We start from the raw sequence: 25,709 nt of genomic DNA, 5'->3' as shown, positions 1-25,709 counted from the left end.
GAAGCGTCGGATGCAAGAGACCCTCAAGGACCCCCGCAGGGCCAGAGTGACCATCGCTCTGGTCTTCGCCGTGCACGGCGCGGTCGCCGGCACCTTCGCCACCCGCATCCCCTGGATCCAGCATCACCTGCACCTCAGCGCCGGGCAGCTGGGCCTGGCGCTGGTGATGCCGGCCCTCGGGTCCTCGCTGGCGATGCCGCTGGCCGGCCGCCTGGTCCACCGGTACGGCGGCCGGGCCGCCGTCCGCGCGCTGCTGACGCTCTGGTGCCTCGCACTGACGCTGCCCGCGCTGGCGCCCTCCCTGCCCCTGCTCTGCCTGGCCCTGCTCGTCTTCGGCGCCACCGCCGGGACGGCCGACGTCGCCATGAACGCCCAGGGCGTGGAGATCGAGCGGCGGGCAGGCCGGTCCATCATGTCCGGCCTGCACGGCATGTGGAGTGCCGGTGGCCTGGTCGCCTCCGGCTTCGGCGTACTGGCCGCCCACCAGGCGATCGACCCCCGCCCCCAGCTGGCCGTCACCGCGCTGATCCTGGTCCTCGCCGCGCAGCTGGTCGCCCGCCGACTGCCGGCCCTGCGTCCCGGAGCGGAGGAGGAGGCGCCGCCGCGCTTCGCCCTGCCGCCGCGCAGCGCCCTGGCGATCGGCCTGGTGGGCTTCTGCGCGGTCTTCGCCGAGGGCGCCTCGATGGACTGGAGCGGCGTCTACCTGCGGGACATCACCGGTGCCTCGGCCAGTGTGGCGGCAGCCGCGTACACCGCGTTCGCCCTCACCATGACCGTCAGCCGGCTCGCCGGGGACGCCCTGATCAGCCGGCTCGGACCGGTGCCCGCCGCCCGGATCAGCGGGACGGTCGCCACCGCCGGCGGCCTGCTGGTGATCGTCTCGGACACCCCGTACCTGGCCATCCCCGGCTTCGCGCTGATCGGGATCGGGATCGCGGTCGTCGTACCGCTCGCCTTCGCGGCGGCCGGGCGCACCGGCGGCAACCCGAGCCAGGCCATAGCCGGCGTCGCGACCGTCACCTACACCTCCGGGCTGATCGCCCCCGCCGTGATCGGCGTCCTGGCCCAGGCCACCTCGCTCACCGTCTCGTTCACCCTGGTCACCGCGCTGACCGCCGCCATGGTGCTGGGCGCGGGCGCACTGCGCCGCCCGGCCCGGACGCAGACCGTGCCGGTGCCCGTCCCCGTGCCCAGCGACGCGCCGGCCGGCTGACCGACTCCGCACGCACCACCGGCCCGCACGAGCGCCGAGGGCCCGCACCCCACCGGCCGCCCCCGCCCTCCCCGCCGCGGGCGGCCGGTGGGGTGCGGTGGCGGGGTGCGGTGGGCTGCGGCGGCCGGGGCCGGGCCGGGTACGGACCCTCCCGTGGCCGGTCGGGGCGCGTACCGGTCTATGCTCGGCCGGTGCCTCCCGCTCCCCCACCGCCCGCACCCGCGCCGCCGGCCCCGCCCACCCCCGCGCCCGCACCCGGGCCGGCCCCCGCCCCCGCGCCGGCCCACGCTGCGACACCGGCGCCACCGGCCGTGGCCCCGACCGCCGGCGCATCAACGACCGGCGCATCAACGACCGGCGACCGGCTGCGCCGCGCGGCGCGCTCGCCCTGGAGCAGACTGGCCCTCCTGGTGACGATCCTGGGCGCGGCGGCCGCCTCCCTGCTGCTCTGGGATCCCTCGGCGCTGCTCTCCGGTGGCCTGGCGACAGATGTGCCGGCGGTCTGGCGGGCCCCGCTCTTCCTCGCGGTGTACACGCTCGGCACGCTGGCCTTCGTCCCGCGCCCGGCGCTGAACGCCGCCGCCGGGCTGATGCTGGGCATCGGGGAGGGCCTGCTGCTCGCCGTCCTCGGCAGCGCCCTCGGCGCCGCCCTCGCCTTCGCGCTCGGCCGCCGGCTCGGCCGGGACGCCCTGCGGCCGTTCCTGCGCGGCAAGGTGCTGACCGCGCTCGACCGCCGGTTCACCGAACAGGGCTTTCGCAGCGTCCTGCTGCTGCGCCTGTTCCCCGGGCTGCCGTTCCAGGCCGGCAACTACGCCGCCGCCTTCTCCGGTGTGCGCTTCGCGCCGTTCCTGGGCGCCACCGCGCTGGGCGTGCTGCCGGCCACGGCCGCGTACGTGATCGCGGCCGCGAGCGCGAAGCAGCCGGGCTCGGCGGCCTTCCTGGTCTCGGCGGGCGCGATCGCGCTGATGACGCTGTTCGGTCTGGCGGCGGCGGTGCGGGCCGCCAGGCGCCGGAGCGCGGGCGCGGGCGCCTGAGCCCGTCTGCCGGATCTCCGGCGACGGCGACGGTCCGGTCCCGGCGACGGCTCCCCGACGGCGGACACCCGCACCGGCACCGGGCGGCAGGCAGCCAGCACCAGCACCAGCACCAGCACCAGCACCAGGCTCCGGAGAGCGCGCGCGGCAGGACGTCCGCGGCGCCGAAAGGGGTCCGTCCGGCGCGCCCACCCGACTATTCGGTCGCGACTGTCGGTGCCCTGCGCCAGGATGGCCGCCATGAACCGCACCCCCGGCCTCACCCGGACCGACGCCCCCTACGCCGCCGACGAATTCGCCATGCTGGCCGCATTCCTGGACTTCCAGCGGGCCACTCTCGCGATGAAGTGCGAGGGCCTGACGGACGACCAGCTGCGGCTGCGCGCCGTACCGCCGTCCGGACTGTCCCTGCTCGGCCTCGTCCGGCACATGTCCGAGGTGGAGCGCGCCTGGTACCAGATCCACCTGCTCGGCGCGGAGCCCGGTGAGGGCGGGCTCTACTGGACGCCGCAGGACGAGGACGGCGAGTTCACCGGGGTCGACGACGCCGACGTCGCCGAGGCCTTCGCGACCTGGCGCACCCAGACCGAACTCTCCCGCCGGGCCTGCGAGGGCCTGCCGCTGGAGACGGTCGCCCGGCGCAAGCGCAAGGGCTCGGACGTCACGCTGCGCTGGATCCAGGTGCACATGATCGAGGAGTACGCGCGCCACAACGGGCACGCGGATCTGCTCAGGGAGCTTGTGGACGGCTCCACGGGGGAATGAACCTTTCCCCCACCGGATTGACGGTCGGTCAACTCAGGGCTGACGCGAACCGGAGTCGTATACGCGCGCAACCGTACGTCGAGCTGCGGCGTCGCTTCAGGTACCCGGGAACGCCCGGGCACGCGGCGCGCCACAACCCGTACGGCGGCCGCGAGCGGGCACCGAACCGGTGATCAGTGCGATACTCGGACAGTTCCGACGAGTGGATGACGTGTCAAAAGGGCACGCGCCCCCGGGGGACGGGTTCGGGACGAGACAGGGAGGCGCGGCATGGGAGCACTTCGCGACGAGCACCACAACGGGTGGCTGATGCCCTCCGGAAACTACCCCGCCGCGGTCTACGACGATCCGTGGGCCGACCAGGAGACGGTGGCCGCCGCACCGGCCCCGGCCAAGATCGTCTCGGTGCGGCCCACCGGTTTCGAGGCCGCCCGGGTGGTGGGCGAGCACATCCGCGCCAGCACTCCCGTGGTGATGGACCTGACCGAGATGGACGACGCCGAGGCCAAGCGCATGGTCGACTTCGCCTCCGGCCTCATCTTCGGCACCTGCGGCGGGATCGAGCGGATCGCCCGCCGGGTCTTCCTGCTCACGCCGGCCGAGGTCGAGGTCATGGTGATCGACCGGCCGCTGGACGACACCGGCTTCTACAACCAGAGCTGATCCCCGCCGGGAGCAGCGGTACGCAGGGCCCCACCGGGGACGGTCGACGCCGTCCCCGGTTTTTCGGCGCTCGTGGCCGGTCGGCCGCGCCTCAACTGAGGCTTCCATCCGAAAAATGAGACATGGATGTCTCATCCGATCTACACTTGCCCCATGGCCACCGATCGTGACTCCGTCCTCGAAGCCGCCGTCGGCATGCTCTCCCGCCGCCCGACCGCCCACCTCGACGAGATCGCGCGGGCCGCGGGCATCAGTCGCGCCACCCTGCACCGGATCTTCCCGGGCCGGGAGGCGCTGATCCGCGAGGTCGGCGCGCTCAGCCTGCGCAAGGTGGCCGGCGCGCTGGACACCGCGGCGATCGAGGAGGGCGACGCCGAGGCGGCGCTGCGCCGCCTGATCGAGGCCGTCGTGCCGGACGCGGCGCTCTGCGCCTTCCTGGCCGGCGAGAACCAGCTCTACGACGACCCCGAGATCAACGAGCTCTGGGAGGTCCAGGACGCCCGGATCCGCGCGCTGTTCCTGCGCGGACAGCAGGAGGGCGTGATCCGGATCGAGCTCTCGGCCGGCTGGCTCAGCGAAGCCTTCTTCGATCTGGTCGCCGGCGTCGGCTGGGCCGTCCAGGACGGACGCCTGGCCCCGCGCGACAGCGCATTCTCGCTCGCCGAGCTCTTCCTCGGCGGCGCACTCAGGAGAACCCCGAAACCATGAGCACCACCATGCTCCGCCCCACCCCCACGACCACCCGCCGGCGCTGGACCGGCCTCGGCGTCCTCGTCGTGGCCGTCACCCTGGTCGCCGTCGACGCGACCGTCCTCTCCCTCGCCATCCCCTCCATCAGTGAGACGCTGCGGCCCAGCGGCACCCAGCTGCTCTGGATCGGCGACGCCTACTCCTTCGTACTGGCCGGCCTGCTGGTCAGCATGGGCGCGCTCAGTGACCGGATCGGCCGCAAGAGGCTGCTGCTGAGCGGCTCCGCCGCGTTCGGGGTCGCCTCGCTGCTCGCCGCGTACGCGCCCGGCGCCGGCTGGCTGATCCTGGCCCGCGCGCTGCTCGGCGTGGCGGGCGCGACCATCATGCCCGCCACGCTGTCGTTGATCCGCACGCTCTTCCCCGACTCCCGCGAGCGGGCCACCGCGATAGGCGTCTGGGGCGCCGCGGCCACCGCGGGCGCGGCGCTCGGCCCGGTGGTCGGCGGGATCCTGCTGGAGCACTTCTGGTGGGGCTCGGTCTTCCTGCTGAACATCCCCGTCGTCCTCCTGCTGCTGGTGCTGGGCGCCTGGCTGCTGCCCGAGTCGAGGGACCCGCGGCCGGGCCGCTGGGACGTGCTCAGTGTGGTGCTGTCGCTGGCCGGTGTGATCGGCGTGGTCTACGCCGTCAAGGAGGCCGCCGCGCACGGGCCGGCGCGCTGGGACGTCGCGCTGACCGCCGTGCTCGGCGCGACGGCACTGACCGTGTTCGTCCGCCGCCAGCTGCGGCTGGCCACTCCGCTGCTCGACGTCCGGCTGTTCGCCGACCGGCGGTTCACGGCCGCCGTGCTCGCCTCGCTGACCGCGCTGATCGGTCTGTCCGGTGTGGTGTTCGTGATGTCGCAGTACCTCCAGCTGGTCCGCGGCTACCCGCCGCTGCGGGCCGGCCTCGCCGAACTGCCCGCCTTCGCCGGCGCCGTGGTCGGCGGTCTGCTGACGGCGCGCCTGGCCCGCCGGGCCGGGGTCCGGGTGGCGCTGACCGCCGGGCTGCTGGCCATGGGCGTCGGCCTGGGCCTGCTCGGCCTGCTGCGGGAGGACAGCACGTACCTGCTGCTGGCAGTCGCCTTCCTGATCGTCGGCACCGCCGAGGGCGTGGTCTACACGCTCGCCGCCGACGTGGTGCTGGGCTCCGCTCCGGCCGAGAAGTCCGGCGCCGCCTCCGCGGTCTCCGAGACGGCGTACGAGTTGGGTACCGCACTGGGCATCGCCCTGGTCGGCTCGGTGGTCGGCGCGGCCTACGCCGGCTCGCTGACCGTCCCGGCGGGCACGGACGGGGCGACGGCCGCACTGGCGGGCGAGTCGATCGGCGGCGCGGTGGAGGCCGCCGGGACGCTGCCCGCGCAGCTCGCCGGGCCACTGCTGGCCTCGGCGCGCGGGTCCTTCGTGAGCGGCATGAACCTGGCCGCGGTGCTCGCCTGCGGGCTGCTGCTGGCGGCCTCCGGCATGGCGTGGTTCCTGCTCCGGCAGCGGGGCGAGGCCGGTCGCGGCGCCTCGGCGGACGATCGGGCGGAGCACGCGGAGCCGGCCGCCGAGCGGGTGGCGGCCTGACCGGGTGGCGTCGGCCGGCGACCCGAGCGCCCGAGGAGCGCCCCATGAGCGCCCGATGAGCGCCCGAGGACCTGATCGGGTGGCGTGGGCTCAGCCGGAGCTGCCGAGCGGCAGCTCCAGCTCGGCCCACACCACCTTGCCCTCCTTGGTGAGCCTGCTCCCCCAGCGGTGGGCCAGCTCGCCGACCAGGAACATCCCCCGCCCGCCCTCGTCCTGCTCGCCGGTCTCGCGCAGCTGCGGCGACTGGCCTCCCGCGTCGGCCACCTCGACGGTCAGCACCCGGTCCCGGAAGAGCCGCAGCCTGCGCGGCGCGTCCGCGTGCACCAGGGCGTTCGTGACCAGCTCGCTGACCAGCAGCTCGGCGAAGTCGGACACCGCCGCCAGGCCCCAGCGGTCCAGCGTGTCGCGGGTGAACCGGCGGGCCAGACCGGTCAGCCGACCGCTGCCGTTGAGCGAGAGGGTGGCGATCCGGTCGGCCGGCACGGGCAGGACCCGGCCCATGATCATCGCGATGTCGTCCTCGGTGCCGTCGGTGACCAGCGCGGCGAGCACCGCGTCACAGCTCTCCTCCAGCGTCAGACCCGACCGGGAGAGCGTGCGGGCCAGCCGGTCGATTCCGACGTCGAGGTCCTCGCCCCGCCGCTCGACCAGCCCGTCGGTGTAGAACGCCATCACGCCGCCCTCGGGGACGGTGAACCCGGTGCTCTCGAAGGCCACGCCACCCACCCCCAGGGGCACGCCCGGCGGCAGGTCCACCCGGCGCGCGGTGCCGTCCGGGGCGACCCAGACCGGCGGGAGGTGGCCCGCCGAGGCGACCCGGACGGAGCGCTCGACCGGGTCGTAGACCGCGCAGATGCAGGTGGCGAACTGGCTGTCCCCGATTCCGGTCGCGGTCTCGTCCAAGCGGGTGAGGACCTGCTCCGGCGGCAGGTCCAGGGTGGCCAGCGTGCGCGCCACCGTCCTCAGCTGCCCCATCGTGGCGGCGGCCCGGATGCCGTGGCCCATCACGTCGCCGACCACCAGCGCGACCCGGCCGCAGGAGAGCGGCACCACGTCGAACCAGTCCCCGCCCACCTCGCTCACCACGCTGCTGGGCAGGTACCGGTAGGCGATCTCCAACCCGAGGGTGCGGTGGATCTCCTGCGGCAACAGGCTGCGCTGGAGGGTCAGCGCGGTCTCCCGCTCGCGCCGGTACAGCCGGGCGTTGTCGATGGCGATCGCCGCCCGGGCCACCAGCTCCTCCGCGAGCGCCACGTCCGCCGGCGTGAAAGGTTCCGAGTTGCGCATCCGCACGAACTCCGAGCCCCCGATCACCATGCCCCGGGCGAGCAGCGGCACCATCAGGTAGGAGTGGACGCCCGCCGCCATCCCCGGCGCCACCCGGTCGGGCGAGGAGACCAGACTCGCGAGGATCTCCTCGGTCACGTGCGAGCGCAGCAGCGGGCGCGCGCTGCGCAGGCACTGCGTGTAGGGCCGCTCGGCGTCGTACGCGGAGGTCTCGCCGACCGTGTCGGCGGTCTGCACCATGCCGGACTCGTACGCCTCGCCGACCGCGACCGCCTTCAGCCGCACCGCGCTGTCGGCGGCGAGGTGGACGGGCTCCTCACCGCGCAGCACCGGCTCCAGCAGATCGACCGTGGCGAAGTCGGCGAAGCGCGGGACGACCGCCTCCACCAGCTCCTCGGCGGTGCGCTGGAGATCCAGTGTGGTGCCGATCCGGGCGGTGGCCTCGGCGATCATGGCCAGGCGCTCCTGGGCCCGGGCGGCACGGGCCTCGGCCTGGAAACGCTCGGTCACGTCGATGATGGACGAGCTGACGCCGAGCACCTGGCCGGTGGTGTCCTCCAGGCGGAAGTAGGACGCCGACCACGCGCGGTCCCGGCGCGGGTCGCCGGGGGTGCGGCCGTGCGAGCGGGCGTCGATCACCGGGCGTCCGGTGACCAGCACCCGTCGCATCGCCTGCTCGATCTCGGCGCTGTTGAGCCCCGGCAGCAGGTTGCTGATCCGGCGGCCGAGGTGCGCGTCGACCGGAAGCCCGTTGATCCGGGCCAGCGCCTCGTTGATCCGGACGAAGCGGAGGTCGGGGTCGTAGACGGCCAGGCCGATCGGGGACTGGCTGAAGAAACCGTTCAGGATCGCCAGACCGCCCTCGACCTCCCGCAGGGCACTCACGTCGGAGGCGGTGGCCAGCAGCAGCGGGACGCCGCCGGGCCCCCGGATCGGATAGGTGCGGAACTCCAGCTCGACCACGCGGCCGTCGCGGTGGCGCAGTGGGAAGACGCCGGACCAGCCGTGGCCGTTCAGGATCCGCCCGAACAGCTCGGTGACGTTGGGCAGCTCCGCCTCGCTGACCAGCAACCTGGCCGCGTAGCTTCCCACGGCCTCCTCGGCGGTGTAGCCGAGCAGTGCCTCGGCGTCCTCGCTCCAGTGCAGGATCCGGCCGTTGCCCTCCAGCAGCGCGGTGGCGAGCGGCACCAGCCGGTGACCGTCCGGGCGTGACGGATCCGGACCCGGCCTCTCCCGGCGGGCGTCGTCAGGCCTGTCCCACTCGAATCCGCGCATGATCAGGAAACCAACCCGTCGGCACGTCCCCGGGCGGGCCGCCTTCCGGCCCGGCCGGGTTCCTCTCCAGATTGCACGGTCATCGGCGACCCGGCGACCGCGCTACAGGCCGGGCAGCGCCTCCTGGTCGCCCGCGACCACCCGGACCGCGTCCTCGGGGCCCCGGCACTCGCGCCCCAGGCGCAGTATCCGCGCCTGCGGGTCGTGCAGCGGTCGCCCGCAGCGGCGGCAGCGGACGGTCTGCGGCAGCCGGGCCGGGATCGGTCCGATCGGCAGCGGCGGTTCTGGGGTGGTGGGCTCCGGCACCCGTACAGTCTGCCCCGGCCGGTCGGCCGGTGGCGCGTGGGGCACGGTCTGCCTGGGTAGGCGCTGGTGCGGGCCGGGGGCAGCGGGAGGGCCTAGCCTGCGGGCAGGACTCGGATGATCGTCGAAGGAGAACGTGATGGTGGATGTGCGGGCCGGGCTGACGGCGCAGGCGGGGGATCTGGTGGATGTGGCGCGGTTGGTGACGGCGTACTACACCCTGCGTCCGGATGTGCGGGAGGTGGGCCAACGGGTCGCGTTCGGGACCTCGGGGCACCGGGGGTCCTCGCTGGACACCGCGTTCAACGAGGACCACATCGCGGCCACCACGCAGGCCATCTGCGAGTACCGGGCCGCCCAGGGCACCGCCGGGCCGCTGTTCCTGGGCGCGGACACCCACGCCCTGTCCCAGCCCGCCCTGGCCACCGCCCTGGAGGTGCTCGCGGGCAACGGCGTCCGGGTACTGGTGGACAGTGCGGACGGTTACACCCCCACCCCGGCGGTCTCGCACGCGATCCTCACCCACAACCGGGAGCACTCCGGCGCGGCGGCGGCGGACGGCATCGTGGTGACCCCCTCGCACAACCCGCCGCGCGACGGCGGCTTCAAGTACAACCCGCCGCACGGCGGACCGGCCGACTCCCGGGCCACCGGATGGATCCAGGACCGCGCCAACGAACTCATCGCCGCCGGTCTGTCCGGCGTACGCCGCATCCCCTACGGCCGCGCGCTGAGCGCCGACACCACCGGGCGGCACGACTTCCTCACCGCCTACGTCGAGGACCTGCCCTCGGTGCTGAACCTGGACGCGATCCGCGCGGCCGGCGTGCGCATCGGCGCGGACCCGCTGGGCGGCGCGTCCGTCGACTACTGGGGCCGCATCGCCGAGACCCACCACCTGGACCTCACCGTGGTCAACCCCCTCGCCGACCCGACCTGGCGCTTCATGACCCTCGACTGGGACGGCAAGATCCGCATGGACTGCTCCTCCCCCTATGCGATGGCCTCCCTCATCGACCGCAAGGACGACTACACGGTCGCCACCGGCAACGACGCGGACGCCGACCGGCACGGCATCGTCACGCCGGACGGCGGCCTGATGAACCCCAACCACTACCTCGCCGTCGCCATCGACTACCTCTACCGCCACCGCCTCGACTGGTCCCTGACCGCCGGCATCGGCAAGACCCTCGTCTCCTCCTCCATGATCGACCGCGTCGCCCGGGAGCTGGAGCGCACCCTGGTGGAGGTCCCGGTCGGCTTCAAGTGGTTCGTCGACGGCCTGCTGGAGGGCTCCGTCGCCTTCGGCGGCGAGGAGTCCGCCGGCGCGTCCTTCCTGCGCCGCGACGGCGGCGTGTGGACCACCGACAAGGACGGGATCCTGCTGGCCCTGCTCGCCGCCGAGATCACGGCCGTCACCGGCCGCAGCCCCTCCGAGCGCTACGACGACCTCACCGCCCGCTTCGGCGACCCCGCGTACGCCCGTATCGACGCCCCGGCCACCCGCGAGCAGAAGGCCCTGCTCGCCTCCCTCACGCCCGACCGGGTCAAGGCCGACCAGCTCGCCGGCGAACCCATCACCGCGATCCTCACCGAGGCCCCCGGCAACGGACAGCCCATCGGCGGGCTCAAGGTCTGCACCGACAACGCCTGGTTCGCCGCCCGCCCCTCCGGCACCGAGGACGTCTACAAGATCTACGCCGAGAGCTTCCAGGGACCGGACCACCTCGCCCTGGTCCAGGACGAAGCCCGCACCCTCGTCACGGACGTCCTGCACGCCTGACGCCGCACCACCGGCGCAGCACAGCACCGCCGCCCGGGATCGTCTCCGGGCGGCGGTGCTGTGCTGTCCTGTGCTGTCCTGTGCCGTGCCGTGCCGTGCCGTGCCGTCCTGCGGTGGTGCGGTGCCGGTGTGCCGCCGCCTGCCCCCGACGGGTCGGGGGCAGGCGGCGGGTCGCGGCGGCGGGTCAGGACAGGCGGTGGGCGCCCTGGGCGGCGAGGGCCGTGAAGATCCTGGGGGCCGTGAGGCCGGCCTCCGCGAAGGCCGCCGTGACCGCGTCGGCGACGCCGTCGGCGCCGTCCTCGGTGACCAGGGCGATCACCGAGCCGCCGAAGCCGCCACCGGTCATCCGGGCGCCCAGCGCCCCGGCCGCCAGCGCGACCTCGACCACCAGGTCGGTCTCCGCGCAGGAGACCAGGAAGTCGTCCCGCAGCGAGGCGTGCCCGGCGGTGAGAATCGGACCGAGCGCGGCCGGGTCACCCTTCACCAGGGCCTCGACGGCGGCCTCGACCCGGGCGTTCTCGGTCACCACGTGCCGGGTCAGGGACCGCAGCCCGTCGTCGGGCAGGGTGGCGAGAGCGGCGTCCAGGCCGTCGGGCGCGAGGTCGCGCAGGGCGGTCAGGCCGAGCAGGGCGGCGGCCTTCTCACAGCCCGAGCGGCGCTCGGCGTACGCGCCGTCCGCCAGGTCGTGCTTGACACGGGTGTCGATCACCAGGAGCCGCAGCCCGGCCGCCGCGAGGTCGACCGGCAGCTGGCGGGCGGAGAGCGACCGGGTGTCCAGGAACATCGCCCGCTCGGCCTCGCAGCAGGTGGAGGCGAGCTGGTCCATGGCTCCGCAGGGCACGCCGACGAATCCGTTCTCGGCGCGCTGGGCGAGCAGGCCGAGCTCGACCGGCCCGAGGCCGAGGTCCCAGAGGTCGTTGAAGGCGGTGGCGACCACGCACTCCAGTGCGGCCGAGGAGGAGAGGCCGGCGCCGGTCGGCACGTCGCTGTCCAGGTGGATGTCGGCGCCACCGACCGCGTGGCCCGCCTCCCGCAGGGCCCAGACCACCCCGGCCGGGTACTTGGCCCAGCTCTCGACGGTGCCGGGCACCAGCTGGTCCGGCGTCAGTTCGACCACGCCGCCCTCCGCCTGTGCGCTGTGCAGCCGCAGGACGTCGTCCTCGCGGCGGCGCACGGCGGCGCGGGCGGTGTGCGGAAGGGCGATGGGGAGCACGAAACCGTCGTTGTAGTCGGTGTGCTCGCCGATCAGGTTGACCCGCCCGGGAGCCGCCCAGACGCCCTCGGGCCGGCCGCGGTGGACGGCGGTGAACGCCTCGGTCAGACGGTCGGTACTCAGCTGGTTCACAGGGCCACCTCACGCAGGCGCCGGGCCGCGGCCTCGGGCGAGACATCATTGACGAACGCGTCCATGCCCGACTCCACGCCGGCCAGGTACTTCAGCTTGCCCGCCGTCCGGCGGACGGTGAACAGTTCCAGGTGCAGGGCCAGCTCGTCCAGCCCCGGGGTGCCGTCGTCGGACGGCGCCTGGTGCCAGGCCGAGATGTACGGGGTGGGGGACGCCTGGGCGCTCTGCCCCGGTTCGACGAACAGCCGGTCGAAGCGGCCGAGCAGGTCGAGGTAGAGGCGCGGGAACTCGGCGCGCTCGGCCTCGTCCAGCGCGGTGAGGTCGGCCACCCGGCGGTTGGGGTAGAGGTGCACCTCGTACGGCCAGCGCGCCGCGAAGGGCACGAACGCCGTCCAGTGCTCGCCGGCCAGCACCACCCGGTCGGCGCTGCGGTCGCCCGCCGCCACGGCTTCGGCGTGCGCCGCGCGCTCGGCGGCCAGCAGGTCCTCGGCGAGGTTGCGGCCGGTGCGCTCGCGGTGGGCCGCCGCCTGCCGGGCCATCCGGGCGGTGCGCGGAGTGACGAAGGGCAGGGCGTAGATCTGGCCGTGCGAGTGGGCCAGCGTGACGCCGATCTCGGCGCCCCGGTTCTCGAAGCAGTAGACCTGCCGCACACCCGGCAGCTGGGCCAGCTCGGCCGTACGGTCCGTCCAGGCCGCCAGGACCAGGGCCGCGCGCTCGGGGCTGAGGTCGGCGAAGGAGGCGTCGTGGTCGGGCGTGAAGCAGACCACCTCGCAGCGGCCCGTCCCGGGGGCGGCGGTGCGCAGCGGGTCGGCGCCGGCCGGATCTCCCGACGCGACCTCGGCCGCGTCGGCGCCCAGGGAGGGGAAGCGGTTCTCGAAGACGGCGACGTCGTAGTCGGCGTCGGGAATCTCGCTGAGCCGCCCGTCCCGGGACGGGCAGAGCGGGCACTCGTCGGCCGGCGGGTGGTAGGTGCGGCCCTGCCGGTGGGCCGCCACGGTCACCCAGTCCCCGGTCACCGCGTCGCGGCGGATCTCCGAGAGGCAGGCGACGGGCTCCAGCTCCCGGGCGTCCACGGCGTCCCGCACGGCGCGGGGATGCTCGTCGTAGTAGATCAGCTCGCGGCCGTCGGCCAGTTTGGTCAAGGTCTTGTTCACGGTTTCCGCTCTCTGGCTGCGCTCCGGCCCGGCGTCGCAGAGCCGAGCATGCCAACATAATCAAACGCGATGCGACATTAGTCAACATCTTCGGTCGGATTGGACCGCTTCGGAACGTGCTCGGGTGCGTCTGCCCGCCTGCGCGGCTCTCAGCCGCACCGGCGCGGCGGTCCGCAGGCGCCGGGGCCCACCGGTCCGAAGCCCCCGGGGCGCCGGGGCGTGGACGCGCGGGAGCGGCGCCGGGGGAGAGTCACCCCGCCGCGAGAAGCCGTCCGCGACCGCGCCCGGTCAGAGGCCGGCGGCCAGCGTGGCGTCCAGGATCCGTGCCCACTGGCGCACCACGCCGGCCCGGCGGGCGCCGTCGTCGGTCAGCAGGTTGGCCAGCCCCAGGCCCCGGGCCATGTCCAGCGTCGCCCGGACGGTCTCCCGCACGCCCGGGGCGCTCTCGTCCGCGCCGAGGAACTCGACCGCCGCGCGGTGGGACTCCCGTCCGACGTGGTTCTCCAGGGCGACGATCCGCGCCCGCAGCGGCTCCTCGGTCGCGGCGGCCACCCACAGGTGCAGCGCCGCGCGGAACAGCTGGCCCGTGTAGAGGCGCACGATCAGATCCACCACGGCCTCGGTGCGCAGCGGGCCGGGCTCCGGCAGCTCGTCCGCGTGGGCGCGCACCGCCGCCAGCCGCTCGGCCGTGACGTGCTCGACCGCGGCGGTGAAGAGGTCCTCGCGGGTGGGGAAGTGGTGCTGCGCCGCACCCCGGGAGACACCGGCGCGCTCGGCGACCACGGAGACGGTGCTGCCGTTCCAGCCCAGCTCGGCGAGGCAGTCCACGGCCGCCTCCAGCAGCCTCCGCCGGGTGGCGCGGCTGCGGTCCTGCTGGGGCGTGCGGGAGGCGGCGTGGGCGGTCATCGGCGGTCGGCGTCCCTGTGGGTGCGGGGTGATCTGAGGTGGTCGGGCCGCCGGGCCCCGGGGGCGCGCCGGCGGCCTCGATCCTCGCAGATCACCCCGCCGCCGCCCGCTCGCGGTCCCGCAGTTCGCGGCGCAGGATCTTGCCGCTGGCCGACTTCGGGACGGCGTCCAGGAACTCCACGGCCCGGATCTTCTTGTAGGGCGCCACCTGGCCGGCCACGAACTCGGCGACCTGCTCCTCGGTCAGGCCGCTGCCGGGCGCGCGCACCACGAATGCCTTCGGGCGCTCCACCCCGTCGGCGCCCTGGACGCCGATCACGGCGGCGTCGGCGATCTGCGGGTGGGTGAGCAGGAGCGCCTCCAGCTCGGCCGGCGCGACCTGGTAGCCCTTGTACTTGATCAGCTCCTTCACCCGGTCGACCACGAAGAGGTAGCCGCGCTCGTCCACGTACCCGACGTCACCGGTGTGCAGCCAGCCGTCCTCGTCGACGGTGGCGGCGGTGTCGGAAGGACGGGCGAAGTAGCCCTTCATCACCTGCGGCCCCCGGATCAGCAGCTCGCCGCTCTCGCCCACCCCGCAGTCGGTCCCGGGGTCGTCCAGCGCGGTCACCCGCAGCTCGGTGGACGGCACCAGCCGGCCGACCGAGCCGCGCGCCGGGTCGGGGTCGGAGGGCGCCACCACGTGGGTCACCGGGGAGAGTTCGGTCATGCCGTAGCCCTGGAGGATCCGCGGCAGGCCGAGCCGGCGGGCGCAGGCGTCGGCGAGGTCGGCGTCCAGCGGCGCGGCGGCGCAGAGCACGTACTTCAGGGAGGAGAGGTCGTACCGGTCGACCAGGGGGTGCTTGGCCAGCGCGAGCACGATCGGCGGGGCCACGATCAGCGCCTCCACCCGCTGCTCCTGGATGGTGCGACAGAACTGCTCCAGGTCGAAGCGGGGCAGCACCACCACGGTGGAACCGCACCGAAGCGGCTGGCTGAGCAGGGCGGCGAGGCCGTAGATGTGGAAGAACGGGAGAACGGCGAGCACCCGCTCGCCGACGGCCGGGCGGTACAGCGCGTCGGTCTGGGCGAGGTTGGTGGCCAGCGAGCGGTGGGTGAGCATCACGCCCTTGGGCAGGCCGGTGGTGCCGCTGGAGTACGGCAGCACGGCGACGTCGGTGGCGGGGTCGATCGCCGGGGCGGGCTCGGGGGCGGTGGAGGCCAGCAGGTCGGCTAGCGAGCGGTGGCCCGCGGCGCCGTCGCAGACGATGATCTCCCGGATCGGCCTGCCCTCGTCGGCGAGCGCCTCGGCGGCGGCGCGGGCCACCGGCAGGAACGGCGAGACGGTGATGATCCAGCGGGCCCCGCTGTCGCGCAGCTGGGTGGCGAGCTCGCCCGCGGTGGTCAGGGAGCTGACCGTGGTGACGGTCGCCCCGGCGGCGGTGGCGCCGTAGTAGGCCACCGGGTAGGCGATGGTGTTCGGGCTGTAGAGGGCCAGCACGTCGCCCGGGCGCACCCCCGCCTCCGCGAGTCCGGCGGCGGCCCGGCCGACCGAGGCGGCGAGCCGGCCGTAGCTGACCGACTCGCCGGTGATGCCGTCGATCAGCGCGATCGCGTCCGGGTGTTCGCCGGCCGTGCCGAGCACGGCCGAGTGGACGGGCAGGTCGACGGGCTCGACGTCGGGGTACTCGCTGCGGAACACCATGCACTGCCTCCGGACCGGATCGATGGTGACGGCTGCCCCCAGCCTGCCGGGTGCGGCGGCCGGGGACCAGGGGTGCGACGGGTCCGGTCAGTACGACCGGGGCAGGCCCAGGGTGTGCTGGGCGACGTAGTTGAGGATCATCTCCCGGCTGACCGGTGCCACCCGGCCGACCCGGGTCGCGGTGAGCAGCGCGCCGAGCCCGTACTCCTGGGTGAGGCCGTTGCCGCCCAGGGTCTGGACGGCCTGGTCCACCGTGCGGGCGGCGGCCTCGCCGGCCGCGTACTTGGCCATGTTGGCGGCCTCCCCGGCGGCCGCGTCGTCACCCGCGTCGTAGAGCAGCCCCGCCTTCTGGGTCATCAGCCGGGCGAGTTCGATCTCGATCGCGCACCGGGCGAGGGGGTGGGCCAGGCCCTGGTGGGCGCCGATCGGGGTGTCCCAGACCGTGCGGACCCTGGCGTAGTCGACGGCCTTGTCGAGGGCCTGGCGGGCGAGGCCGAGCGAGAAGGCGGCGGTCATGATCCGCTCGGGGTTGAGCCCGGCGAAGAGCTGGAGCAGCCCGGCGTTCTCGTCGCCGACCAGGGCGTCGGCGGGCAGCCGGACGTCGTCCAGGAAGACCTGGAACTGCTTCTCGGGGGCGACCAGTTCCATCGGGATCGGCCGGTACTCGAAGCCGGGGGTGTCGCGCGGGACGACGAACAGGGCGGGCCTGAGCCTGCCGGTGCGGGCGTCCTCCGTGCGGCCGACGAACAGCACGGCGTCGGCGTGGTCGATGCCGGAGACGAACACCTTGCGGCCGGTGAGCAGCCAGTCGCCGCCGTCCCGGCGGGCGACGGTGGAGATCCGGTGGGAGTTGGAGCCGGCGTCGGGCTCGGTGATGCCGAAGGCCATCCGGCGGGTGCCGTCGGCGAGGCCGGGCAGCCAGCGCCGTTTCTGCTCCTCGGTGCCGTAGCGGGCGATGACCGTGCCGCAGATCGCGGGCGAGACGATCAGCAGGAGCAACGGGCATCCGGCGGCGCCGAGTTCCTCCAGCACGATGGCGAGGTCGGTGATCCCGCCGCCTCCGCCGCCGTACTCGGCCGGGAGGTTGACGCCGAGGTAGCCCGACTTGCCGGCCTCGGACCACAGTTCCTCGGCCTGGACGCCCTTGCGGGCCTTGTCGAGGTAGTAGGCGGAGCCGTAGCGGCGCCCGAGGTCGCCGACGGCGCGGCGCAGGGCCTGCCGTTCGGGAGTCTCGATCAGGGCGCCGGCGGTGCTGCTCGTGGTGCGCGGTGCGGACATGAGGGGGTCCTTCCGGGCGGGGTCGGGGTCAGTCTGCGGGGTGGACGACGGCGAGCAGGGCGCCGAGTTCGACCTGTTGGCCGGGAGCGACGCGCAGTTCGGTGAGGATCCCGTCGGCCGGGGCGGTGACGCGGTGCTCCATCTTCATCGCCTCCAGCCAGAGCAGCGGCTGGCCGGCCTTGACGGTGTCCCCCGCCCCGGCGGCGGTGCGGATCACGATGCCGGGCATGGGGGCGAGCAGGGCGCCCGGTTCGACCTGAACGGCCGGGTCGGGAAAGCGGTCGAGTGCGGTCAGGACGGTGGCGCCGCCGGGCCCGTCCACCTGGACCAGCGAGCCGTACGCGGCGACCTCGTAGGTGTGGCGCAGGCCGGCGACGGCGAGCACCACCCGGTCGGCGGTGGCGGCGACCAGCTCGGTGTCCGGGTGGTGCTCGGCGTCCAGACGGCCGTCCCTGGTGAGGCGGTAGCGGACCTCCGACTCGGTGTCGTCGGCGGCCCGGTAGCGCTTGATCTGGGGCGCGGAGGGCAGGTTGCGCCAGCCGGAGGGCAGCGCGCCGCGGCGGGCGGCGGCGTCCGCGAGGGCGGCGGCCAGGGCCGGCAGCGGGTCGGCCCCGGCCGACGGGGGCAGCAGGCTCTCGGCGTGCTCGGCGAGGAAGGCGGTGTGCACCCGGCCGTCCAGGAAGGCGGGGTGGCGCAGCGCGGCGACCAGCAACTCCCGGTTGGTGGTGAGTCCGTGGATCCTGGCCCGGGCCAGCGCGTCGGCCAGCCGGCGGGCGGCGGCGGCGCGGGTGGGTGCCCAGGCGATCACCTTGGCGAGCATCGGGTCGTAGTGGATGCCGATCACGCTGCCGGCCTCGGCCCCGGAGTCCAGCCGAAGCCCCGTTTCCGTGCTGCCGGTGGCGAACCTGGCCTGGACGCCCGGCAGTTCGAGCCGGTGCAGGGTGCCGGTCTGCGGCTGCCAGTCGGCCGCCGGGTCCTCCGCGTAGAGCCGGGCCTCGATGGCGTGGCCCCGGCCGGCGGGCGGCTCGGCCGGCAGTGCCTCGCCCTCGGCGACCCGCAGTTGGAGCTCGACGAGGTCCAGGCCGGTGACGCACTCGGTGACCGGGTGCTCGACCTGCAGGCGGGTGTTCATCTCCAGGAAGAAGAACCGCCCGTCGGGGGCGAGCAGGAACTCGGCGGTGCCGGCGCCGGTGTAGCCGATCGCGCGGGCGGCGGCGGTCGCCGCGGCGCACAGCGCCTGGCACAGCCCGGCGTCCAGGCCGGGCGCGGGGGCCTCCTCGATGACCTTCTGGTGCCGGCGCTGGAGCGAGCAGTCCCGGATCCCGACCGCCCAGACCGTCCCGTGGGTGTCGGCCAGCAACTGCACCTCGATGTGCCGGCCGGTGGGCAGGTAGGGCTCGCAGAAGACCTCGTCCGACCCGAAGGCCTTCGCGGCCTCGGCGCGGGCGGCGGCGAGGCCGGCCGGCAGTTCGTCGAGTGAGCGCACCACCCGCATGCCGCGGCCGCCGCCGCCGGCCGCCGCCTTGACCAGCAGGGGGAGGTCGGCCTGCGACGGTTCGTCGGCGACCGTGAGGACGGGTACGCCGGCGGCCGCCATCAGCCGTTTGGCCTCGGTCTTGGAGCCCATCGCGGCGATGGCGGCGGGCGGCGGCCCGATCCAGGTCAGTCCGGCGTCGAGCACGGCCCGGGCGAACTCCGCGCTCTCGGAGAGGAATCCGTAGCCCGGGTGGACGGCGTCGGCGCCCGCGTCGAGGGCGGCCCGGACGAGACGGTCGGCGCGCAGATAGGTGTCGGCGGCCGCCGCGCCGGGCAGCCGCACGGCGCTGTCGGCCTCCCGGGTGTGCGGGGCGTCGGCGTCGGGGTCGGCGTACACGGCGACGGTGGAGATGCCCAGGTCGCGGCAGGTGCGGAAGACCCGGCGGGCGATCTCGCCGCGGTTGGCGACCAGCAGAGAAGTGATCATGTCGGTGGGACCCTCACATCCGGAAGACGCCGTAGCCGCGCGCGCCCTCGACGGGGGCGTTGTGGATCGCGGAGAGGCAGAGGCCGAGCACGGTACGGGTGTCGCGCGGGTCGATGACGCCGTCGTCGTAGAGCCGGCCGGAGAGGAACACCGGCAGCGACTCGGCCTCGATCTGCTGCTCGACCATCGCCCTGATCGCCGCGTCCGCGTCCTCGTCGTAGGGCTGTCCCTTGGCGGCCGCGGACTGCCGGGCGACGATCGACAGCACACCGGCCAGTTGCTGAGGGCCCATCACGGCGGATTTCGCGCTGGGCCAGGCGAACAGGAAGCGCGGATCGTAGGCCCGGCCGCACATGCCGTAGTGCCCGGCGCCGTAGGAGGCTCCCATCAGCACGGAGATGTGCGGGACGGTGGAGTTGGCGACGGCGTTGATCATCATCGCGCCGTGCTTGATGATGCCGCCCTGCTCGTAGTCCCTGCCCACCATGTAGCCGGTGGTGTTGTGCAGGAAGAGCAGCGGGATGTCGCGCTGGTTGGCGAGTTGGATGAACTGGGCGGCCTTCTGCGACTCCGGGCTGAACAGCACACCCTGGGCGTTGGCGAGGATGCCGACCGGATACCCGTGCACCCGCGCCCAACCGGTGGCCAGGCTCGCCCCGTAGAGCGGCTTGAACTCGTCGAAGTCGGAGCCGTCGACCACCCGGGCGATCACCTCGCGCGGGTCGAAGGGCACCTTGAGGTCGCCCGGGACGATGCCGAGCAGCTCCTCCTGGTCGTACACGGGCGGGGGCGCGCAGGCGTCCGGGGCGGGGCCGGGCTTGCGGTGGTTGAGCCGGGCCACGATCCGGCGGGTCAGGCGCAGCGCGTCGGGTTCGTCCAGCGCGAAGTGGTCGGCCAGGCCGGAGGTGCGGGCGTGCATCGCGGCGCCGCCCAGCGACTCGTCGTCGGACTCCTCACCGGTGGCCATCTTGACCAGCGGCGGGCCGCCCAGGAAGACCTTGGCCCGGTCCTTCACCATCACGGTGTGGTCGGACATGCCGGGGACGTAGGCGCCTCCGGCCGTGGAGTTGCCGAACACCACGGCCACGGTGGGGATCCCGGCGGCGGAGAGCCGGGTGAGATCGCGGAACAGTGCGCCGCCGGGGATGAAGATCTCCTTCTGGCTGGGCAGGTCGGCGCCGCCCGACTCGACCAGGTTGACCAGCGGCAGCCGGTTCGCCAGCGCGATCTCGTTGGCCCGCAGGGCCTTGCGCAGGGTCCAGGGGTTGCTGGCGCCGCCGCGTACGGTCGGGTCGTTGGCGGTGATCACGCACTCGACGCCCTCGATCACGCCGATGCCGGTGACCAGGGCCGCGCCGACCGGGTGGTCGCTGCCCCAGGCGGCGAGCGGGGAGAGTTCGAGGAACGGGGAGTCGGGGTCGACCAGCAGCTCGATGCGCTCGCGGGGCAGCAGCTTGCCGCGAGCGCGGTGGCGCTCGACGTACCGGGGGCCGCCGCCCGCCAGCGCCTTGGCGTGTTCGGCGTCCAGGGCGGTGAGCCGGTCGAGCATCGCGGCGCGGTGGCCGGCGAACTCGGCCCCGGCCGGGTCGAGTCGGGTGGGCAGCGCGGTCACAGCAGGACCTCCGGAATGTCGAGGTGGCGGGAGCGCAGCCACTCCCCCAGGGCCTTCGCCTGCGGGTCGAAGCGGGCCTGGGCCCCGACGCCCTCGCCGAGCAGGCCCTGGACGGTGAAGTTGACCGCCCGCAGGTTCGGCAGCAGGTGCCGGGTGAGGACCGATTCGGCCGTCTCCGGCAGCAGTTCGCGCAGCAGACCGGTGGTGAGGGTGTGCGCGAGCCAGCGCCAGCCGTCCTCGTCACGGGCCCAGACGCCGAGGTTGGCGTCGCCGCCCTTGTCCCCACTGCGGGCGCCGAGGACCAGGCCCAGCGGGACGCGTCGGGTCGGGCCGGGGGCGAGCGGCCGGGGCAGCGCCGGGGCGGGGGCGTCGGCGAGCGGGCGGGTGACGGGGGCCGGCGGTACGGCGGTGCGGGCGCCGTCGGGGAGTACCGCGGTGTGCTCGACGCTCTTCGCGGGGACGTGCACCGCCTCGAAGACCCCGTAGGGCGTGCCCGGGCCCGGCGGGGCGGTGAGGTGGAAGCCCGGGTAGCTGGCCAGGCCGAGTTCGACGGCGGCGGCGCTCAGGGCGCGGCCGACCCGGCGCTGGTCGCGGTCGCGGGCGGTGAGCCGGAGCAGGGCGCTCGCCTCCTCCTCGACGGCGGCGTCCGCGTGGTCGGTCCGGGCCAGGGTCCACCGCAGCTCGGCCGGGCGGTCCTCGCCCAGCGCCCGGTCGAGCTGGGCGCGGACCAGCGCGGCCTTGGCCTCGACGTCCAGTCCCGTGAGGACGAACACCACCTCGCTGCGCCAGCCGCCGATCCGGTTCAGCCCGGTCTTGAGGGTGGGTGGCGGGGCCTCGCCGCGCACACCGCTGATCCGTACCCGGTCCGGGCCCTCGGCGGTGAGGCGGACGGTGTCGAGCCTGGCGGTGACGTCGGGGCCGGCGTAGCGCGCGCCTGCGGTCTCGTAGAGGAGTTGGGCGGTGACGGTGCCGGTGGTCACCGCGCCGCCGGTGCCCGGGTGCTTGGTGATGACGCTGCTGCCGTCGGCGTGCAGTTCGGCGATCGGGAAGCCTGGCCGGGTGACGTCGTGCTCCCGGAAGAAGGCGTAGTTGCCTCCGGTGGCCTGGGCTCCGCATTCGAGGACGTGGCCGGCCACCACGGCGCCGGCGAGGGCGTCGAGGTCGGCCGGGCCCCAGCCGAAGTGGGCGGCGGCCGGTCCGGCCACCAGGGCGGCGTCGGTGACCCGGCCGGTGACGACGAGGTCGGCGCCGCCGCGCAGGCACTCGGCGATGCCGAAGGCGCCGAGGTAGGCGTTGGCCGCCAGCAGGCCCTCCGGCAGGCCGAACTCGGCGGCGCGGGGCAGCAGATCGTCTCCCTCGACGTGGCCGACCCGCAGCGTGCGGCCCTGGTCGGCGGCGAGTTCGCGCAGCGCGTCGGCGAGCCGGGCGGGGTTGAGGCCGCCGGCGTTCACCACGATCCGCACCCGCCGGTCCAGGGCCAGGCCGAGGCAGTCGTCCATCTGGCGCAGGAAGGTCCTGGCGTAGCCGAGGCCCGGATCCTTCAGGCGGTCCCTGGCGAGGATCAGCATGGTGAGTTCGGCGAGGTAGTCGCCGGTGAGGACGTCCAGCGGGCCATCGGTGAGCATCTCCCGGACGGCCGTGAAGCGGTCACCGTAGAAGCCCGAAGCATTGCCGATCCGCAGCACCGAGACGCCTCCCCTGCTCTGCCGTCTGCCGTCGCGCAGCAGCGTGGCACCGGCCCGGAGAAAAAGCAAGCATGCCTGCTTGTTTTGTGCCCTTGGTGCTCCTGGACGGGTACGGGCGCCACCCTGACCGTCGGCGACGGACGTCGATGCACCCTGACCGACCGCAGCCGACGGCCTCGGTCGGGGCACGACGGGTGGAACCTGGCCGGGCGTGTCGGACCCGCTAGAGACGTGTCGCCGTCCGGACGAGGTCGGCGACGGCTCTGGAGCGGCTGTGCGGTGGCCAGGCGATCACCGTGGTGACGGTCGGCGCGTCCAGCACGGGCACGGCGGCGAGGTCACCGTGCAGCTGGGCCCGGCAGGACTCCGGTGAGACCGCGCAGGCACGGCCCAGCGCGACGAGCTGCAACAACTGCGCGTGGTCACGGACCTGCGGACCGGGTCCGGGCGGGTAGGTGCCGTCGGAGGCGGGCCAGCGGGGCAGGGGCAGGCCCGGCAGGCCGGAGATGTCGGCCATGTGCACATGGGCCCGGGTGGTGAGCGGATGCCCGGCCGGCAGGACCACGACCTGGCCCTCCGTGCCGAGCTCCTCGGTGTGGAACCCGGCCGTCGAGTCGAACGGCCGGTGCAGCAGCGCCACATCGGCCCGGCCCTCGCGCAGGAGTCGTTGCTGCTCGGCCGGGCCGCACAGGATGACCTCCACGGGGACCGCGCCGGGTTCGGCGGCGTACGCGTCGAGCAGTTTCGCCAGCAGTTCGCGGGACGCGCTCGCTTTGGTGACCAGCGCCAGGCCGGGACGGCCGGTCGCGGAGAGGGCGGCGCGGCGGGTCCGGCGCTCGGCCGCGTCGACCGCGTCGAGCGCCGCCCGGCCCTCGACCAGCAGCACCGAGCCGGCGTCGGTCAGCGTGACAGTGCGGCTGGTCCGGTCCAACAGCGCCGCCCCGAGCCGGCGTTCGAGCAGCTGGATGGCCCGTGACAGCGGCGGCTGCGCCATCCCGAGCCGTTGCGCGGCGCGCCCGAAGTGCAACTCCTCGGCGACGGCGACGAAATAACGCAGTTCCCGGGTCTCCATACCGCCACGTTACTCCGGATCAATACCTGGACGGTATCGTTGGCCACCCGATCGGTGTTGGACCCCCGCCGGGCGCCGCGGCAGCATCGTCCCTATGAGCGAACGGACGATTGCGCTGGTCACCGGCGCGAACAAGGGAATTGGCTACGAGATCGCCGCGGGCCTGGGAGCCCTCGGCTGGCGCGTCGGCGTCGGCGCCCGCGACGATCAGCGCCGCGAGGCCGCGGTGGAGAGACTGCGTGCGGCCGGCGTCGACGCGTTCGGCGTACCACTGGACGTGACCGACGACGCGAGCGCGACCACCGCCGCACGGCTGATCGAGGAACAGGCCGGGCGCCTCGACGTGCTCGTCAACAACGCCGGCATCACCGGCGGCATGCCGCAGGAGCCCACCCTGGTCGATCCCGCCACCATCCGGACGGTCGTGGAGACCAACGTGATCGGCGTCATCCGTGTCACCAACGCGATGCTGCCGATGCTGCGCCGCTCCGCCTCACCACGGATCGTGAACATGTCGAGCAGTGTCGGCTCCCTCGCCCGGCAGTCGGGGCCCGCTGCTGAGCAGACGGCCGGTCCGGTGGCCGCGGCGTACCCGCCGTCGAAGACGTTCCTGAACGCTGTCACCCTCCAGTACGCCAGGGAGTTGAGCGGCACGAACATCCTGATCAACGCCGCGTGCCCCGGCTACGTCGCGACCGACCTCACCGGCTTCCGCGGCGTGCGCACCCCCGAACAGGGCGCGGCGATCGCCATCGAACTCGCGACCCTGCCCGACGACGGCCCGACCGGCACGTTCTTCGACGACGCAGGCGTGCTGCCCTGGTGATGTGCCCGGCGGTCGTCAGCCGCCGGGCCGAGGGCGGGTCGGCCGCCCCGCGAGCGGCGTCCGGGCAGCGACGGTCCCTTCGAGGCACGTGGTCCGTCGGAGAGGGACTTCGCCCGGACCGTGTCGGGAGCCCCCGGACCGTGTCGGGAGCCCGGATGACCGACCCGCTGCACGGCCGGACGCGATGGGCCACCGGCCACCGGCACGAGATCCAGCGCCGCCTCGCCAACCAGCGCTGTCCCACCGACCAGCGCTGTCCCACCAACCAGTACTGCCGGTCACAGCCGCCACCGGGCGTGCTGTGGCCTCTGAACGTCGATGATCACCAGGGGGTAGCCATGCCGGACGAGGTCAGCGTGCGAGGAACGGTCGCGGAGGGGTTCGAGGGTGTCCGGGAGGAGTTCGCCGCCGTACTCGCGGAGGAGCCGGACGAGCCGGGCTCCCAGCTCGCGGTCCACCTGCACGGGCGGCGAGTGGTCGACCTGTGGGCCGGCGAGGGGCTGACGGGTGATTCGCTGACCGCCGTCTACTCCTCCGCCAAGGGCGCCGCGCACCTGGTCGTCGCGCTGCTGGTGCAGGACGGCGTACTGCGGCTGGATCGCGAAGTGTCCTTCCACTGGCCGGAGTTCGCCGCTGAGGGCAAGGGCGCCCTGACTCTGCGGCAGCTGCTGGAGCACCGCTCCGGGGTGATCGGTGCGGAGGGCGGCCTCAGCCCCGCCGAGCTGGCCGACGACCGACTGGCCGCCGCCCGGCTGGCCGGTCAGCGCCCGTACTGGACACCCGGCGAGGGGTACGGCTACCACGCGCTGGTGATCGGCGCCCTGACCGGCGAGGTGGTCCGCCGCGCCACCGGGCGCTCGATCCAGGAGCTGTTCGAGGAGCGGGTCAGGCAGCCGTACGGGCTGGACCTGTACCTCGGGCTGCCCGAGGCGCTGGAGGCGCGGTACGTCCCGATCCGCCCGCCCCGGCCCACCGAGGGCCGGCCCGCCGAGGCCGCGGTCGCCGCAGCGGCCCCGAACCCGCTGCTGATCGTCGCCCTCAACCAGAACGGCGCGGTACCGACCGACCTGGTGGAGTACGCCAACAGCCGGGCGGTCCGGGCGCTCGGCCCCACCTCCGCGGGCGGGGTCGGCAACGCGCGCGGGCTGGCCGGGATGTACGCGGCGGCCCTCGGCGGCCCGGACGGCCGGGCGCCCCTGCTGAAGCCCGACACCGTGGCCGAGTTCGGCCTCCTGCGGACGCCCGGCACCGACCTGGTCACCGGCGAGCCGGACCACTTCGGCCTCGGCTTCGAGGCCCAGCACACGCGCTACCCCTCCCTGGGCCCGGACGCCTTCGGTCACGGCGGCGCGGCCGGCTCCCAGGCCTTCGGCGACCCCCGCAGCGGCGTCGCGTACGGCTACACCAGGCGGCGGTTCGCCCTCGCCCCGGGCCCGGCCGCGGAGAACGACCGGCTGGTGGCGGCGGTGCTCCGGGCGGCCGGTGCGTGACGGCCGGACCCGGCACGTCCGGGCCCCGGCCCCCGGCCTCGGTGTGGCGCCCGGGGTCCGGGGTCCGGTCCGGTCCG

General features: G+C 74.4%; 20 protein-coding genes. 9 read left to right on the top strand and 11 right to left on the bottom strand.

The window, feature by feature from the left end; all coding sequences use genetic code 11:
• Positions 1–10: 10 nt before the first annotated feature.
• The 6 genes from OG823_RS31160 to OG823_RS31135 all read left to right on the top strand — a co-directional run bounded on the left by OG823_RS31160 (position 11) and on the right by OG823_RS31135 (position 5,969).
• The gene (locus tag OG823_RS31160) at positions 11–1,213 is read left to right on the top strand and encodes an MFS transporter (RefSeq protein ID WP_371483514.1); all 1,203 of its coding nucleotides are present in this window, start codon (positions 11–13) and stop codon (positions 1,211–1,213) included.
• 311 nt (positions 1,214–1,524) lie between these two features.
• Positions 1,525–2,247 carry a TVP38/TMEM64 family protein gene (locus OG823_RS31155; RefSeq protein ID WP_371483513.1) on the top strand — a complete coding sequence of 241 codons (723 nt, stop codon included), beginning with the start codon at positions 1,525–1,527 and terminating at the stop codon, positions 2,245–2,247.
• Positions 2,248–2,487: 240 nt separating this feature from the next.
• On the top strand, positions 2,488–3,012 hold the full coding sequence (locus OG823_RS31150) for a DinB family protein (protein WP_371483511.1): 525 nt from the start codon (positions 2,488–2,490) through the stop codon (positions 3,010–3,012).
• A 270-nt stretch (positions 3,013–3,282) separates the two neighbouring features.
• Positions 3,283–3,675 (top strand): cell division protein SepF, encoded by a 393-nt coding sequence (locus tag OG823_RS31145; protein ID WP_371483509.1) that lies wholly within the window; start codon positions 3,283–3,285, stop codon positions 3,673–3,675.
• A 153-nt stretch (positions 3,676–3,828) separates the two neighbouring features.
• Entirely contained in the window at positions 3,829–4,383 is a 555-nt protein-coding gene (locus OG823_RS31140) for a TetR/AcrR family transcriptional regulator (protein WP_371483507.1), read from the top strand.
• Positions 4,380–5,969 carry an MFS transporter gene (locus tag OG823_RS31135; RefSeq protein ID WP_371483506.1) on the top strand — a complete coding sequence of 530 codons (1,590 nt, stop codon included), beginning with the start codon at positions 4,380–4,382 and terminating at the stop codon, positions 5,967–5,969. Before OG823_RS31140 ends, OG823_RS31135 begins: the two co-directional genes overlap by 4 nt.
• Positions 5,970–6,059: 90 nt before the next feature.
• Here OG823_RS31135 and OG823_RS31130 read toward each other — a convergent pair whose 3' ends face one another.
• Together OG823_RS31130 and OG823_RS31125 are read right to left on the bottom strand one after the other, a co-directional pair.
• Positions 6,060–8,444 carry a SpoIIE family protein phosphatase gene (locus tag OG823_RS31130; protein ID WP_371483505.1) on the bottom strand — a complete coding sequence of 795 codons (2,385 nt, stop codon included), beginning with the start codon at positions 8,442–8,444 and terminating at the stop codon, positions 6,060–6,062.
• 189 nt (positions 8,445–8,633) lie between these two features.
• Positions 8,634–8,837 carry a DUF6011 domain-containing protein gene (locus OG823_RS31125; protein WP_371483503.1) on the bottom strand — a complete coding sequence of 68 codons (204 nt, stop codon included), beginning with the start codon at positions 8,835–8,837 and terminating at the stop codon, positions 8,634–8,636.
• A gap of 136 nt (positions 8,838–8,973) precedes the next feature.
• Between OG823_RS31125 and pgm the strand changes: the two genes are divergently transcribed.
• Positions 8,974–10,617 carry a phosphoglucomutase (alpha-D-glucose-1,6-bisphosphate-dependent) gene (pgm, locus tag OG823_RS31120; protein ID WP_371483501.1) on the top strand — a complete coding sequence of 548 codons (1,644 nt, stop codon included), beginning with the start codon at positions 8,974–8,976 and terminating at the stop codon, positions 10,615–10,617.
• 184 nt (positions 10,618–10,801) lie between these two features.
• Here pgm and galK read toward each other — a convergent pair whose 3' ends face one another.
• From galK to OG823_RS31075, 9 genes are all read right to left on the bottom strand, one after another.
• A complete protein-coding gene (galK, locus tag OG823_RS31115) occupies positions 10,802–11,953 on the bottom strand; it encodes a galactokinase (RefSeq protein ID WP_371484724.1) in 1,152 nt (383 codons plus the stop codon).
• Positions 11,954–11,958: 5 nt separating this feature from the next.
• On the bottom strand, positions 11,959–13,116 hold the full coding sequence (gene galT, locus OG823_RS31110; protein ID WP_371483499.1) for a galactose-1-phosphate uridylyltransferase: 1,158 nt from the start codon (positions 13,114–13,116) through the stop codon (positions 11,959–11,961).
• A 288-nt stretch (positions 13,117–13,404) separates the two neighbouring features.
• A complete protein-coding gene (locus OG823_RS31105; protein ID WP_371483498.1) occupies positions 13,405–14,022 on the bottom strand; it encodes a TetR/AcrR family transcriptional regulator in 618 nt (205 codons plus the stop codon).
• A gap of 91 nt (positions 14,023–14,113) precedes the next feature.
• Positions 14,114–15,706, bottom strand: coding sequence for an AMP-binding protein (locus tag OG823_RS31100; protein WP_371483496.1), 1,593 nt, complete (start codon positions 15,704–15,706; stop codon positions 14,114–14,116).
• Between the two features lie 87 nt (positions 15,707–15,793).
• On the bottom strand, positions 15,794–16,984 hold the full coding sequence (locus OG823_RS31095) for an acyl-CoA dehydrogenase family protein (protein WP_371483495.1): 1,191 nt from the start codon (positions 16,982–16,984) through the stop codon (positions 15,794–15,796).
• Between the two features lie 28 nt (positions 16,985–17,012).
• Complete coding sequence (locus OG823_RS31090; RefSeq protein WP_371483494.1) at positions 17,013–18,947, bottom strand: biotin carboxylase N-terminal domain-containing protein; 1,935 nt, start codon at positions 18,945–18,947, stop codon at positions 17,013–17,015.
• 13 nt (positions 18,948–18,960) lie between these two features.
• A complete protein-coding gene (locus OG823_RS31085; RefSeq protein ID WP_371483492.1) occupies positions 18,961–20,559 on the bottom strand; it encodes an acyl-CoA carboxylase subunit beta in 1,599 nt (532 codons plus the stop codon).
• Positions 20,556–22,244, bottom strand: a complete 1,689-nt coding sequence (locus OG823_RS31080; protein WP_371484723.1) for an acyclic terpene utilization AtuA family protein — start codon at positions 22,242–22,244, stop codon at positions 20,556–20,558. Before OG823_RS31080 ends, OG823_RS31085 begins: the two co-directional genes overlap by 4 nt.
• A 223-nt stretch (positions 22,245–22,467) precedes the next feature.
• On the bottom strand, positions 22,468–23,316 hold the full coding sequence (locus OG823_RS31075; RefSeq protein ID WP_371483491.1) for a LysR family transcriptional regulator: 849 nt from the start codon (positions 23,314–23,316) through the stop codon (positions 22,468–22,470).
• 94 nt (positions 23,317–23,410) lie between these two features.
• On the opposite strand from OG823_RS31075, the gene OG823_RS31070 reads away from it, so the two are divergent.
• On the top strand, positions 23,411–24,142 hold the full coding sequence (locus OG823_RS31070) for an SDR family oxidoreductase (protein WP_371483490.1): 732 nt from the start codon (positions 23,411–23,413) through the stop codon (positions 24,140–24,142).
• A 338-nt stretch (positions 24,143–24,480) separates the two neighbouring features.
• A complete protein-coding gene (locus tag OG823_RS31065) occupies positions 24,481–25,632 on the top strand; it encodes a serine hydrolase domain-containing protein (protein WP_371484721.1) in 1,152 nt (383 codons plus the stop codon).
• Positions 25,633–25,709 lie beyond the last annotated feature (77 nt).

The organism is Kitasatospora sp. NBC_00315, assembly GCF_041435095.1.
Taxonomy (GTDB): Bacteria; Actinomycetota; Actinomycetes; order Streptomycetales; family Streptomycetaceae; genus Kitasatospora.
Note: the sequence above shows the minus strand (reverse complement) of the source record. Positions and strands in the feature narration are given on the sequence as shown.

Bases quoted from the DNA above. Each gene is read 5' to 3' on its own strand.
- OG823_RS31160 (WP_371483514.1), top strand. From the start codon at position 11: ATGCAAGAGACCCTCAAGGACCCCCGCAGGGCCAGAGTGACCATCGCT.
- OG823_RS31150 (WP_371483511.1), top strand. From the start codon at position 2,488: ATGAACCGCACCCCCGGCCTCACCCGGACCGACGCCCCCTACGCCGCC.
- OG823_RS31145 (WP_371483509.1), top strand. From the start codon at position 3,283: ATGGGAGCACTTCGCGACGAGCACCACAACGGGTGGCTGATGCCCTCC.
- OG823_RS31140 (WP_371483507.1), top strand. From the start codon at position 3,829: ATGGCCACCGATCGTGACTCCGTCCTCGAAGCCGCCGTCGGCATGCTC.
- OG823_RS31135 (WP_371483506.1), top strand. From the start codon at position 4,380: ATGAGCACCACCATGCTCCGCCCCACCCCCACGACCACCCGCCGGCGC.
- pgm (WP_371483501.1), top strand. From the start codon at position 8,974: ATGGTGGATGTGCGGGCCGGGCTGACGGCGCAGGCGGGGGATCTGGTG.
- OG823_RS31105 (WP_371483498.1), bottom strand. From the start codon at position 14,022: ATGACCGCCCACGCCGCCTCCCGCACGCCCCAGCAGGACCGCAGCCGC.
- OG823_RS31100 (WP_371483496.1), bottom strand. From the start codon at position 15,706: ATGGTGTTCCGCAGCGAGTACCCCGACGTCGAGCCCGTCGACCTGCCC.
- OG823_RS31095 (WP_371483495.1), bottom strand. From the start codon at position 16,984: ATGTCCGCACCGCGCACCACGAGCAGCACCGCCGGCGCCCTGATCGAG.
- OG823_RS31090 (WP_371483494.1), bottom strand. From the start codon at position 18,947: ATGATCACTTCTCTGCTGGTCGCCAACCGCGGCGAGATCGCCCGCCGG.
- OG823_RS31075 (WP_371483491.1), bottom strand. From the start codon at position 23,316: ATGGAGACCCGGGAACTGCGTTATTTCGTCGCCGTCGCCGAGGAGTTG.
- OG823_RS31070 (WP_371483490.1), top strand. From the start codon at position 23,411: ATGAGCGAACGGACGATTGCGCTGGTCACCGGCGCGAACAAGGGAATT.
- OG823_RS31065 (WP_371484721.1), top strand. From the start codon at position 24,481: ATGCCGGACGAGGTCAGCGTGCGAGGAACGGTCGCGGAGGGGTTCGAG.